Below are 14,413 nucleotides of genomic sequence, written 5' to 3'. Positions count from 1 at the left end.
TTTTACGTAATTAAAATAGAGCAGCAACAGTGTCTACAACTTTCTATACAGCTACAAATGAACTTCTTTTTTAAATTCAGATAGTAGCTTCTATTAAGGGATATTAGAATAGCGTAAATTATACATGTCGATTAAAGATATTATTCTGGTCTTTAAGTTGATAAAATCAGGATAGTACAGGACAATTTAAAACAGTAACCAAAGTAATTTAGTGCCAAATAGAGAATCATCAAATAAAGACCAAATATGTATAAAATAGCTCTTAAAGTTTTACTAGTTTTAGTAATCGTAAGCTGTCAAAATAATTTAACATCAACTTCAAAGAATGATGATATTGATGATAAAGTTTCATCCCTTATTGGTAAAATGACACTTGAAGAAAAGATAGCAGAATTAACGCAAGACGCTCCCGCCAACGAACGTTTAGGAATCCCTATTATGAAATACAGTGAGTGTTTGCATGGTCTTTGGTTAGAAGGCGCAACCGTATATCCGCAGGCAATTGCGTTGGGTTCTACTTGGGATCCAGAATTGCTTAGAGAAATGACTACAGAAATTGCAAAAGAAGCAAGAGCTGCAAATTTAACACACTGTTATTCACCTAATTTAGATGTCATTTCTGGCGATGCGCGTTATGGTAGAGTAGAAGAATCTTATGGAGAAGATCCTTATTTAGTTTCTAGAATGGGCGTTGCTTTTATTGAAGGCTTGCAAGGAACCGGAGATGAATATTTAGACCAAAACCATATTTTAGCAACTGCAAAACATTTTGTGGGATATCCAGAAAATAGAAGAGGTATTAATGGCGGATTTAGTGATATGTCTGAACGCAGATTAAGAGAAGTTTTTTTACCGCCTTTTGAGGCTGCTGTTAGAGAAGCAAAAGTAGGTTCTATTATGCCAGGACATCAAGATTTTAACGGGGTTCCTTGTCATATGAATACCTGGTTGCTTCAAGACATTTTGAGAGGAGAACTTGGTTTTGATGGTTTTATTGTTTCTGATAATAATGATGTTTTACGTTTAAACACCATGCATTTTATTGCAAAAACTAAAACAGAAGCTGCAATTTTAGGCTTAAAAGCAGGCGTAGATATGGATTTAGTAATTGGTAAAAGTCCAGATTTCTCTGCATATATAAATCACGTTTTATTAGATACGTTAAAAACGAATTCATCTTTGGTGAAATATGTAGATCAAAGTGTGTCAAGAATTTTAAAAGCAAAATACAAATTAGGTTTATTTGATACGATGGATAAAACCTATCCTGATGTAATTGTTAGTAAAAAAGAAAGTCAAGATGTGGCTTTAAAAATTGCAAAAAAGGCAATTACTTTATTAAAAAATGATGGCAATCTATTACCATTAGATAAAAACAAGGTTAAAAGTATTGCTGTTATCGGTCCTAATGCTGCTGAGGTTCGTTTTCCAAACGGAAAATATCCGCAGTTAGGCGGTTATGCAGGAATCCCGCCTTATTATATTTCTGTTTTAGAAGGAATTCAAGCCAAAGTAGGAAAAGATATTACCATAAATTATGCAGAAGGTTCACCTTTAAAAAGTATGTCTAAAGATGGTTTTGCAGCAGCAATTGCTGCAGCAAAAAAATCGGATGTAGTTATTTTAGCAATTGGCGGTTCTACAGAAACTTGTGGAGAAGGGTTAGATAGAGATAATGTTGATTTATTTGGAGTGCAAAACGAATTAGTAGAAGCAATTCACAAAACAGGAAAACCTATTGTAGTTGTTTTAATTAACGGTAGACCTTTATCTATAAATTATATAGCAGAAAATATTCCAGCAATTTTAGAAACTTGGTATTTGGGCATGAATTCTGGTGAAGCAATTGCAGAAACTATTTTTGGAGACAACAATCCTGGAGGTAAATTAACAGTCTCTTTTCCGCGCTCTGTTGGGCAGATTCCTGTTACGTATTTAGAAAAGCCAGATTTTATTGGGTCAGGAAAAGGCTTGTATAAGTTTTCGGATAAAACACCACTATTCCCTTTCGGATTTGGGTTAAGCTACACCTCTTTTAAATATGATAATTTAAGATTAGAAAACACATCCATCGCAATTGATGGTAAAACAAAAGTTTCTGTGGATGTTACAAATATAGGAAATTATGATGGCGATGAAGTTGTACAAATGTACATAAGAGACGATTTTGCCACTGTTGGTAGATATAATAAAATGCTAAAAGGTTTTGAGCGTATTTCTTTAAAAATTGGAGAAACAAAAACAGTTTCTTTTGAGCTCAATTTCGAGAATTTATCGCTCTATAATCAAGCAATGAAGAAGGTTGTAGAACCTGGTGATTTTACAATTTCTGTAGGAAGTTCTTCTTTAATTAAAGATTTACAAACGATTAAATTAAAAGTAAAATAAGTTTATTTAATATGAATAAATTACAAACTATAGTGGCTATTTTTCTAAGAAAAAACAGCCATTTTCTATTTCTATTTGTTTTTACCTTTTATCAAGCACAAGACTATCCTTTTGTTATTGATGATAATATTACGGCAACTTTAGATGTGCAAACAAACACTACAGAAGAATTTAGAAATGCACTTTTGGGCTACAATATTTTTGGTTTTAATTCGGATCTAAATAAAGACTTCATCAGAAAATTTAACCCAACAACAATTCGTTTTCCTCATGGATTATTTGCAAATTGGTATGATTGGAGAGAAGATAAAACAAGAGTTTTTGGCGATGAAACATTTAATTATATCCACAGGGATGGAGCTCCAAAAGAAACAACGATTGGGGAGTTATTTGCTATAAAATTTTCAGACAGAAACAACATAAAAGTAGGTATTGATGGCCTTGAACAATTAAACAAAGAACGAAATTTAGCACAAGGTAAAAAGTTTGATGTTATCTGGACTTTTAACATGAGTGCAGACGCTGAAGCTGGCGCAGACACCTCCGAAAGTCCAGAAACGGTTGCTCATTATCAAGATTTAATTTCACGTGGTTTTGAAGTAAATGATATTGAGTTTGGAAACGAAAATTTTTATCCAGGTCAACGAAGTTCTTTTACTCCAAATGCATCAGATTATATTGCAAGAGCAAAATCGATGTACAAAGACTTAAAAGCAATAAATCCAAACATTCAAGTTTCTGTTCCTTTATTAAGAAGAGGTTCATTTGTTGATCCAGACTGGAATTCAAAATTAACAGAAGATATTTCTTATTTTGATGCCATAACTGTGCACACGTATATTGGTGCAGATCCAGATAATTCTAGTAATAGCGATGATGCCTATAGCACGGCTTTAACCGCAAGAAAAAGTTTAGAGAGTTCTACAAATAACTTTGCTTTAAAAAATTATCATAACCATGGCGGTAACAGTAATCCTCTACAAAAACCTGTTTGGTTAACAGAATGGGGTGTAAAATCTGGCGGTTTTAATGGCGCATCTGCTTTAGGAATGGCAGATTGTTATCTATTTATGTCAGAAAATCAAAATGTGTATCATAGAGCTAACTGGTTTAGTGTAAACGGAAAAGCAAATTCATTTGTAACTTTTGATGGCAATAGTGTAAAGTATCCTTTAGAAAAAACAGCTTACGGCTTAACGCACGAAATTTTAAAATCGGTATTTGAAAATAGTACACTACTGCAAAGTACTATGACCACTTTAAATTTAGTAGATGACGTAAAAGCGGTAACTGCGAGAGCTGTTACTAAAAACGGTAAAACGACGGTATTTGTGCTTAATTTAACAGATAAGCCAGTTCCTTTTACCTTAAATATGGATGGAAACTTATACGCTGATGCTTTTATTCATAAAGCAATGCAGTTTAATTCTGTAAGCCATGAACCTCAAATACCTATTGATCAAGACCCATTAAGCCTTATAAAAAATGGTACAGGTGCTATTAGTTTACCACCACTTTCTGTAAATGTTATTTATTTAGGTTCTGATGATGGTTCTCAAAATCCAAAAGTAGAGTTAACTTCTCCTTTGCCATTTTCTACGCATCTTTTAGGAGAAGTAATTCCGATATCTGCAAATGCATCAGATACAAATGGAACCATCACAAAAGTTCAATTTAAGATAAATAATGTGCTTCTAAATGTTGCGGATACGACTATTCCTTACCTAGAATCTTTTATTCCTACGGAAGTTGGAACTTATAAAGTTTCTGCATTAGCAACTGATACTGATGCAAAAGAAACAGAGGTTTACACTTTAATTTATGTTACAAAACAAGAACCCTATTCAGGAACACCAATTCAAATTCCAGGAATAGTAGAAGCGGAAGATTATGATAAAGGCGGACAAGGAATTGCTTATAATGATGCTGATACAGAAAATAGAGGAGGACAATATAGAACATCAGAGGGTGTAGATATTGGTGCTGTTGATGCAGGAGGTTTTAGTGTTGGTTATATTTCTGCAAATGAATGGATTGAATATACCGTAAATGTGCAAGAAGCGGGTAATTATAATGTTAATATAAACTATTCATCAGGTAGAAGTGGCGGAGGGAAATTTAGTTTAGCTACCAATGAAAACAGTCTATTTGATAATTTTTCTTTAACACAAACTGACGGTTGGGGTGAGTATGAAATAATAACAAAAGAGAATGTAAGTTTAGAAAAAGGAATTCAAACTTTAAGATTGACTACAAATTCTGGTGCTTATAATGTAGATAATTTAGAGTTTGTAAAAAATACTTTATCACTTGAAAACACTGAATTAAAAAAGCTTTTAATTTATCCTAATCCGAGTAAAAAAGGTATTTTTAAAATAAATAAACCCCAAGATTGGGAAGTGTATAGTGTAACCGGAGTAAAAGTATTGAGTGGTAAAAAAAACAGTATAGATTTATCTAAGTTTTCAAAAGGTATGTATATTTTGAAAACAAAAACGAAGATTGCTAAGTTAATATATCAATAAAAGAAGCATCAAAATCAAAATGAAAAAGCAAATTCTAGTTATTTTAATAACTATTTCAAGTACTTTTTGTTATACACAAATTACTTTCGATAAAGGATATTTTATCAATAATGCTGATAAAAAAATAGAATGCTATATAAAGAATTTAGATTGGAAAAACAATCCAACTTCTTTTGAATATCGTTTATCTGAAAATTCAGATAAAAAGGGACTTACTATAAAAGAGGTTAAAGAATTTGGTGTTTACAACTACTCAAAATATATAAGACAAACTGTAAATATTGATAGGTCTAGCGAAAATATTAATGTTTTAAGTAGCGAAAGAAATCCTGTTTTTGAAGAAGAAGAACTTTTTTTAGAAGTTTTGGTAGAAGGAAAATCTATGCTATATACTTATGAAAACGGAAGTTTGATACGTTTTTTTTATAAAGAAGAAAATACCGAAATTAAACAGTTAATTTTTAAAAGCTATAAAACAGATAAGCTCGAAATTAAAACAAACAATGAGTTTAGGCAACAATTATTACTCGATTTAAAATGCAAAAGCATCACAATAAATGATATTAAAATTTTAGAATATACTCAAAAGGAATTGGTAGATTTTTTTGTGCTAAAGAATAAATGCAATAATTCTGATGTTATAAATTTTGATGAAAAACAAAAAAAGGATTTTTTCAACTTCACTTTAAGACCAGGCCTAAATTTTTCATCAATTACAAATCCTGATTTAATTTCAAGTTCTATAGATGCGGATTATGGAAATAAACTAAACCTAAGAGCGGGCCTAGAATTTGAATTTATAATGGGTTTTCATAAAAATAAATGGGCAGTAATTGTAGAACCAACTTTTCAATACTATAACTCCGAAAAAGAATCATCAACAATAAAATCAAATATTAAGTATACATCCATAGAAATTCCTGTAGGAATAAGACATTATTTCTTTTTAAATGAGAATTCTAAAATTTTTATTAATGGTTCTTATGTTTATGATATTAATGGAAATTCAACGTTAAGTTATAACGATAAAAAAGAGTATAAAGTTACATCAGAACAAAATAATTTTGCTTTTGGATTAGGATATAAATTAAGAAATAAATTTAGTTTAGAACTAAGATATCAAACAACAAGAGATTTGTATAATGAGTTTTTTGTTCTAGATTTAGAATATAATACTACTTCTTTTATATTTGGTTATACCATTTTTTAAAACCTACTTTATTTTCGTTGGTAATTCTATATTATTAAACTGTTTTACAGTACAGTGCAGGATGCTATAATTTTTTTTCAGTTCTATTTTTACCTATTAAAACATCTTTTTTGTAGATATTCTCAAAATAAGATATGATAAAATTTAAAAATATGATGAAAATTACATTTTCTAAGAAGCAATCTTTAAACTTCATTCAATTGATTTTTTTAGTGCTTTCTTTGCTTGTTTTTAACTTAAAAATACAAGCACAAGAGTATCCTTTTAACTTGCCAAATACAATTACTGCCACCTTAAACGTGGAAACAACAAGTTCAGAACTTTTTAATAATAAACTGTTAGGTTATAATATTGAAGGTTTTAATACGAGTCTTCAAAAAAGCTTCATCAAATTAGTAGACCCAGTTACCATTCGTTTTCCGCATGGAGTTTGGGCAAATTTTTATGAATGGCAAACAGATGGTTATCAGCAAGATAGTTATGATAATGGAACCCATCAAAATGTGTTAAATACATATGTAAGCAGCGTTAAAGGTCATATTGCAGGGGTAGCTTCTTTAAACAATGATAAAAAAGACAGCAATGGCGGCAAAGGGTATGATATGATGTGGACCTATACTATTAACTTTGATGATGGCCCAAGTAGTGTTGCTAGAATAAAAAAAGATTTAGGATTAGGTTTAGAAGTAAAAGCTATAGAATTAGGAAATGAACATTTTTGGACGAATCAACGTTCATATAGAACTTCTACACCGGCAAAATATTTAGCAGAAGCTTCTGCTGTATCATCAGCTATAAAAGCAGAGTTTCCAGATATTCAGTTATCAATTCCGCTTGGTTGGCGAAGAAATCAAGGTAATTATAACAATTCTATTATTGGCAATGGCACTTATTTTGATGCAATTACAATTCATAAATATCTAGGCGCAGATCCAGATCAGCCAGGAGAAAGCAACAGTGCATATACTTCACTCTTAACCGCAAAATTAGAATTAGAAGAAGATGTAAATTGGGTTAGAAATAATTATGCACCAGGAAAACCGGTTTGGTTAACAGAATGGGGCGTTTCTGCAGGTTCGGATGTTCATGGAGGCGCGTGTTTAGGAATGGCAGATGCGTATTTGTTTATGTCAGAAAATCAGCAAATTTTTGATAGAGCAAATTGGTTTAGTTTTAATAGAGTTTTAAACGCAATGGTCGAAGTAGGTTCTAATAGAGAACCTGTTTATCCCTTAAAGAAAAGAGGATATTTTTCTACTTATCAAATTCTTCAAGACGTACTTAGAGATGCTACTATGCTAAAAAGTACGGTAACTTCATCGGCTCAATTAACAACTTCTAGAGGCTCTGTAAATGCTGTAAATGCAAGAGCAACAACCAAAGATGGTAAAACAAGTGTCCTTGCAATTAACCTCACGGATAAACCTGTAGTTTTTGAATTAAAATTTAATAATATTGTGTATGCGGGTGGTTTTAAACACGAAGCTTTAGTTTTTAATAATGTAGGTGTGGTAGCTGCAATCGACTTTTATGCAGATCCATTAACACTTATAAAACAAGGTGGAGGTACTATTACTTTACCAGCGCTGTCAGTAAGTAAAATAACTAATATTTCATTAGACCCTGCTATTAAAATTATAGAAGGTACAATTGAAGCGGAGGAGTATAAAGATGGCGGGCAAGATGTTGGTTATTTTGATACTACTGCCGACAATACGTTAAGTGCTGCGGATGATACAGATGGTGTAGATGTTGGTTTAGAAAACGGTATTACCTACGTTGGCGATACTCAAAATGGAGAATGGTTAAAATATGATGTAAATATTTTAAATACGGGTAACTACGATTTTGAATTTGTATATGCAGCACTAACTGCTGGTTCTTTGGTTAGTATTGAAATTGATGAGGTTGTTCTTTTTGATAATTTTTCACTACCACAAACAAGTTCATTAACAGACTTTCAAAATGCTGTAAAAAAAGATATTGAATTAACTCAAGGTTTACATGTTTTAAAACTAAATATTCAAAACGGAGGATTTAATTTAGATAAAGTAAATATTAATTTTGTAAGACCTTTAGAGTCTCCAATTTTTGTAACTCCTAGCGAAGGAAGTTCTATTGTTCCAGGAGGAAATATTGAAGTAGAAGCAACTGCAAAATTAGAGGCAACAAATATTGTTAGTATGCAACTTTTTATTGATGATGTTGCAGTTCGTACAATTACAAATGCTCCTTTTAAATGGGGATATAACGGGCAAAACGATGTGTTGTTAGCAAATAAAAGTGAAGGTACTTATTTGTTAAAAATAGTTTTAACAGATGATAGAAATAGAACGTCAGAATCTAGTATAACTGTTTTGGTTAGTAACACACCAACACAACCTTATGGCGGAATAGCGCATACGGTTCCTGGAATTATTCAAATAGAAGATTATGATATTGGCGGAGAAGGATTTGCTTTTCATGATTCAACAGTTGGTAATTCTGGAGGAGAATATAGAACGGCAGAAGGAGAAGATGTAGATATTTCTGCAGCAGGAACTGGTTTTGTTTCTGGTGCTTTGTCTGGCAATGAATATACAAGATATACTATAAATGTAACGCAAGCAGGAAGCTATGAAATGCTTGTAAATTATAAAACATTTTCTACAGTTTCAAAACCTTTTTCGGCCAGATTATTGCCGCCAAACTTATTAACTTCTAGAGAATTATTTTTTGCAGAAGCAGGTTCAACAAATTCGGGTATCATTGTAATAGGAGCAGGTGTTTTTGGAGATTATACTTCACCAACATTCGATTTACAAGCAGGAAATTGGGTTTTAGAACTTCTAATTCCTTCTGGTGGTGCAGGCCCAAGTTATGATTATGTTACATTAAATAGACTTGGTGCATTAAGCACAAATAATGTAAATATAAACGAAGAAACTTTAAATGTTTTTCCGATTCCTAGTAGAAATGGAAAGTTTCATTTAAACAAATCTCATCAATGGGAAGTGTACTCTATTCTGGGAACTTTAGTTAAAAAAGGAGAAGGAAAAAGTATCGATATAGCTGCTTTTTCTAAAGGAATGTATATTTTGAAAACAGCATCAGGTAAAACGAAAAGAATAATCTATAATTAAATATTGTTTCTTTTAAATCCATTACAAGAAATCCTTATCAATTTTGATAAGGATTTCTTATTTTTATAGTCAGGATAGCACAGGACAGGATTTGTTTTTATCTAATCTAATTTTAGTAGCTCTAATTCTAAGGCTAAAATCACCCTTTAAATTAGTTTCATAATTGAAATATAGAAGTATCAAAGAAATTTTTTTATGCAAAAACAAACGTTTTTAGTAGTTTTAGTACTGGTTTTTAATAGTTATAAAACGCTGTATTCTCAGCAAAAGAACACAACTGCAAATAGGCCCAACATTATCTTTATTTTAACAGACGATCAGCGTTTTGACGCTATTGGTTATGTGGGCAATAAATATGTGCAAACTCCAGAAATGGATAAATTAGCAAATGCTGGAACCTATTTTAAAAATGCCATTGTAACCACGCCAATTTGTGCAGCAAGTAGAGCAAGTATTTTAACAGGATTGCATGAGCGTTCGCATAATTTTAATTTTCAAACAGGTAATGTACGAGAAGAATATATGGCAAATTCGTATCCTACATTGCTAAAAAATAGTGGTTATTATACAGGTTTTTTTGGAAAATATGGTGTAAGATATGATGATTTAGACAAACAGTTTAATGAATTTGAATCGTATGATAGAAACCATAGTTATAAAGACAAAAGAAGTTATTTTTATAAAACGATTGGTAAAGACACTGTTCATTTAACGCGTTACACTGGCCAGCAAGCATTAGATTTTATTGATAAAACATCGGCAGAAAAACCATTTTGTTTATCGTTAAGTTTTAGTGCACCTCATGCACACGACAGTGCACCAGATCAATATTTTTGGCAAGCAGAAACCGATAAATTATTGCAAGATATTACGATTCCTGGTCCAGATTTGGGTGATGATTCATACTTTAATGCACAGCCAGAAATTGTAAAAAAAGGCTTTAATAGATTACGTTGGACGTGGAGATTTGACACACCAGAAAAATATCAGCATAGTTTAAAAGGATATTATAGAATGATTTCTGGAATTGATTTAGAAATTGCTAAAATCCGTAAAAAACTAGCAGAAAAAGGCTTGGATAAAAACACAATTATCATTGTGATGGGTGATAATGGCTACTTTTTAGGCGAACGTCAATTAGCAGGAAAATGGTTAATGTATGACAATTCTATTCGTGTTCCTTTAATTGTTTTTGATCCAAGAGTGAACAAGCATCAAGATATTGAAGAAATGGTTTTAAATATTGATGTTACCCAAACCATTGCAGATTATGCAGGCGTAAAAGCGCCAACATCTTGGCAAGGAAAAAGTTTAAAAGCATTGGTAGATAAAGAAACAATCACTATTGCTAGAGATACAATCTTAATAGAACATATTTGGGATTTTAGCGAAATTCCGCCAAGTGAAGGCGTAAGAACTAAAGAATGGAAATATTTTAGATATGTAAATGATAAAAGAATTGAGGAATTATACAATTTAGAAAAAGATCCAAAAGAGATAGATAACCTAGTTGGTAAAAAGAAATACAGACAAATTTTAGCAAATTTAAGAGCTAAAACAGATGCGCTTATCAAAAGAAATAGCAATAAATATAGAAATCCGCCAACAGATTTAACGGTCGAATTAATTAGAGATCCAGGAACGGATGTTCAGATTTTTGATACAAAACCAGAGTTTGGTTGGACGGTTCCTATTGAATCGAAGTTTCAATCTGCATATCAAATTTTAGTAGCTTCATCTCTAGAGAACATCAAAAATAATTATGGCGATGTTTGGGATAGTCAACAAGTAAGATCAAGCGAATCCACAAATGTTGAGTATCAAGGAAAGCTTTTAGAAATAGGAAAAACCTATTTTTGGAAAGTTAGAATTTGGGAAGAAGAAAACCGATTGGTAGATTATGCAGAAGCGCAAAAATTTACAGTTGGTAAAAGTGATAACTATATTATATCCACAGAAAATAAATTTCAAATTGATAAAATTAAACCTGTAAAATTCGAAAAAAGAGGAGATTTCTTCTTTATAGATTTTGGCAAAGCTGCATTTGCAACCATCAATTTCACCTACAATGCAAAAACACCGCACACCTTAACTTTTAGAGTTGGAGAAATGCTAGATGATAAAGGAAATGTAAATAGAAGTCCGCCAGAAAAAAGCACTATACGGTATCAAGAAATAAAGGTTGATGTAAAACCTGGACAAAAAGAGTATCAAATTTTAGTACAAACAGATGAAAGAAATACAAAAATAAATAAAGCAATTCCGTTGCCAAAAGGATTTCCACCTTTGGTGCCTTTTAGATATGCAGAAGTAGAAGGAAATCAAGAAACAATTACAGCAAATAATTTTACACAATTAGCGTATCATACCTTTTGGGATGAAAAAGCAAGTAGTTTTGAAAGCAACAATGATATCTTAAATCAGGTTTGGGATTTATCAAAATACTCCATAAAAGCCACCACTTTTAATGGTTTATATGTAGATGGTGACCGAGAACGAATTCCGTATGAAGCAGACGCGTATTTAAATCAGTTAAGCCATTATACAACAGACAGAGAATATGCAATGGCAAGACGTACGATTGAGTATTTTATGAAAAATCCTACATGGCCAACAGAATGGCAGCAACATGTGGCATTGCTTATTTATGCGGATTATATGTACACAGGAAATACGGAACTGATAGCACGTTATTACGAAGCTTTAAAGCATAAAACTTTGTATGAATTATCTAATGAAGACGGATTAATTACATCTACAAAAGTGGATAAAGAGTTTATGCGTAAACTGGGTTTTCAAGATGATTATAAAAAACCATTAACGGATATTGTTGATTGGCCATCCGCTAATTTTAATGGAAGCAAAACCAAAGGAGAAAGAGATGGTTTTGTATTTAAAGAGTATAGTACTGTTATTAATGCGTTCTTTTTTGAGAATATGAAAATCATGTCAGTTTTTGCTAAAATCTTAGGGAAAACCCAAGAAGTTTTAGATTTTGAGTTAAGAGCAGCAAAAGTAAAAAAAGCACTAAACGAACAAATGTTTGATAAAAAACTAGGAATTTATGTTGACGGAATTGGCACAGACCACGCCTCCTTACACGCAAATATGATGCCTTTAGCTTTTGGTCTAGTGCCAGACGAACATTTAAAATCGGTAGTAGAATTTGTGAAATCTAGAGGAATGGCATGTAGTGTTTACGGTTCTCAGTTTTTAATGGATGGTTTATACAATGCAGGCGAAGAAGATTATGCGTTAGAATTATTAGCAAGTAAAGCAGAAAGAAGTTGGTATAATATGATTAGAATTGGTTCTAGTATAACTTTAGAAGCTTGGGACTACAAATTTAAAAACAATTTAGATTGGAATCATGCTTGGGGCGCAGTTCCGGCAAACGCAATTCCTAGAGGATTATGGGGCATTAAACCAAAAACGGCAGGATTTGGTATTGCTGCAATTAAGCCACAAATGAGCAAATTAAAATCGAGTTCTATTGAAGTGCCAACAGTTAGAGGAACTATAAAAGCATCCTACACATTTAACGGACCAAGATTACAAACCTATGAAATTGAAATTCCTGCAAATATGGTTGCAGAGTTTTCATTAAATAATTTAGATGGCAAAGATTTACTTCATAATGGCGCAAAAGTACCAGCTGCCTTTGAATTAATTAGATTATCGCCTGGAAAACACATAATTGAGCTAAAAATAAATTCGTTTTAATAAGCCTTTGTAAGTTAAAAACTATGTTTTAATACTATCGGTTATCAATTAAATTACAATACAAAAAGAGTTTCCTGTTAGCTTTATGTTTTTGCCAAACATTGTAGCAAATTAATTTTACTGATTAATAATTAAATTAATTTTAAAATAAAAATAATGAAAAAAGAGACTTTCTAATAAACGAAGAAAGTCTCTTTTTTTTAATTTTAGATATCATTTAATTTCTACATAAGTTAATATCTTTAAACTGAATGTGTGCAGTTACATCGCCAGTATCACTTGTGCCATATGCGCCATATCTTGTATATACCCTTTGTGTAGTGTGATTGTGAGTTATTGATCTTTCTGTGCCGCCTACTTTTATAAACGAAAAAGCGGTATTAGAAGAGTTGTATCCTGTTTCATACCTAAAGGTGTATTCTTGACCGTAATTAATAGTTTTTAGTTGCAATGCAGTTCTACTGCCGCCAGAATCTGTAGTATATGGATTTGTAGTAACATGAGTTTCTAATACAATTTGACTGCCGCTCTTTCTTGCATAAAGCAAAAACTGTGCACTACGATTTGTCTTACCGGCTTCTACCCCTTTCATGATTTGCCCTCCAGCGTGAGATTGAATGATACAAGTGTTACCATCACTTAAATCGTAGATTCTAAACCTACCAGTAAGAATTGTGTTGGTATTGTTTTCTTGAGAAAGCTTGTTAAAGAAGCGTTCTACTCTAGTTTTTGTGCCATTGTATCTTGTTGATCCACCCCTTATTTTGTATTTTCCCCATGAGGCACCAATATTATCGTACCCTCCATAACTTTCACTTGTTCTGCAATCTAATTTTCCGTTGTTGTTTGGGGTTGAAACATCAGAACATGATTGTGGTGCATCAGGGCCAAGTGCAGGAAATGTTGAGTCGCACACTAGTGCTCTGGCTGCTGTACCTATGGATTGAGATACTTTTTTTGATTGTAATGATTTATCTAAAACAGATTCATAAAATAACGGTTCAATTTCGTCATTATTAGAGCAAGAAAATGCAAAACCCGTTAATAGGATTAAGCTTAATTTTATAACTAAAGTTAAGTCTAATTTTTTTTTTCATTTTTTATTATTTAGTTTATTTGTGATCAATCTACTTGTTAAATAAATATTAATTTTATCAAAAAGAATAAATTTATTTTTTCTTATCATCCTGTACTAACCCGTTTAAATTTTATGATACTAAACGCGTTCTAATTGTGTAATAAATTGACGAATGCGATTAAAACTAAACCAATAAAACAATGATGGCAATTATAATTATTTACAAAACAGATATATTATTAATTCTTTATGAGTTGAAAAATGATTAATTAAATTAAAATTGAACATTTTCTTAGTTATAGTTAAAAGGTTTAATTGGATGTAGCAGGATGCCTCAGGATAGTTTCTGTTAGATTTTTAGACAAAT

General features: G+C 31.7%; 6 protein-coding genes. 5 read left to right on the top strand and 1 reads right to left on the bottom strand.

The window, feature by feature from the left end; all coding sequences use genetic code 11:
- Window positions 1–246: 246 nt before the first annotated feature.
- From BTO16_RS11765 to BTO16_RS11745, 5 genes are all read left to right on the top strand, one after another.
- Complete coding sequence (locus BTO16_RS11765) at window positions 247–2,388, top strand: beta-xylosidase (protein ID WP_105021878.1); 2,142 nt, start codon at window positions 247–249, stop codon at window positions 2,386–2,388.
- Between the two features lie 11 nt (window positions 2,389–2,399).
- Window positions 2,400–4,913, top strand: a complete 2,514-nt coding sequence (locus tag BTO16_RS11760) for a carbohydrate-binding protein (protein ID WP_105021877.1) — start codon at window positions 2,400–2,402, stop codon at window positions 4,911–4,913.
- 19 nt (window positions 4,914–4,932) lie between these two features.
- Window positions 4,933–6,123, top strand: coding sequence for an outer membrane beta-barrel protein (locus tag BTO16_RS11755; RefSeq protein WP_105021876.1), 1,191 nt, complete (start codon window positions 4,933–4,935; stop codon window positions 6,121–6,123).
- 152 nt (window positions 6,124–6,275) lie between these two features.
- Window positions 6,276–9,245 carry a carbohydrate-binding protein gene (locus BTO16_RS11750; RefSeq protein ID WP_170064461.1) on the top strand — a complete coding sequence of 990 codons (2,970 nt, stop codon included), beginning with the start codon at window positions 6,276–6,278 and terminating at the stop codon, window positions 9,243–9,245.
- A 195-nt stretch (window positions 9,246–9,440) separates the two neighbouring features.
- Complete coding sequence (locus BTO16_RS11745; protein WP_105021874.1) at window positions 9,441–12,968, top strand: sulfatase-like hydrolase/transferase; 3,528 nt, start codon at window positions 9,441–9,443, stop codon at window positions 12,966–12,968.
- A gap of 217 nt (window positions 12,969–13,185) precedes the next feature.
- On the opposite strand, the gene BTO16_RS11740 is transcribed toward BTO16_RS11745, so the two are convergent.
- Window positions 13,186–13,884: a hypothetical protein gene (locus BTO16_RS11740; RefSeq protein ID WP_105021873.1), complete on the bottom strand. Its 699-nt coding sequence runs from the start codon at window positions 13,882–13,884 to the stop codon at window positions 13,186–13,188.
- Window positions 13,885–14,413: the final 529 nt, after the last annotated feature.

Source organism: Polaribacter glomeratus (assembly GCF_002954665.1).
In the GTDB taxonomy this organism is placed as follows: domain Bacteria; phylum Bacteroidota; class Bacteroidia; order Flavobacteriales; family Flavobacteriaceae; genus Polaribacter; species Polaribacter glomeratus.
Note: the sequence above shows the minus strand (reverse complement) of the source record. Positions and strands in the feature narration are given on the sequence as shown.

Bases quoted from the DNA above. Each gene is read 5' to 3' on its own strand.
- BTO16_RS11750 (WP_170064461.1), top strand. From the start codon at position 6,276: ATGATGAAAATTACATTTTCTAAGAAGCAATCTTTAAACTTCATTCAA.
- BTO16_RS11755 (WP_105021876.1), top strand. From the start codon at position 4,933: ATGAAAAAGCAAATTCTAGTTATTTTAATAACTATTTCAAGTACTTTT.
- BTO16_RS11745 (WP_105021874.1), top strand. From the start codon at position 9,441: ATGCAAAAACAAACGTTTTTAGTAGTTTTAGTACTGGTTTTTAATAGT.
- BTO16_RS11765 (WP_105021878.1), top strand. From the start codon at position 247: ATGTATAAAATAGCTCTTAAAGTTTTACTAGTTTTAGTAATCGTAAGC.
- BTO16_RS11760 (WP_105021877.1), top strand. From the start codon at position 2,400: ATGAATAAATTACAAACTATAGTGGCTATTTTTCTAAGAAAAAACAGC.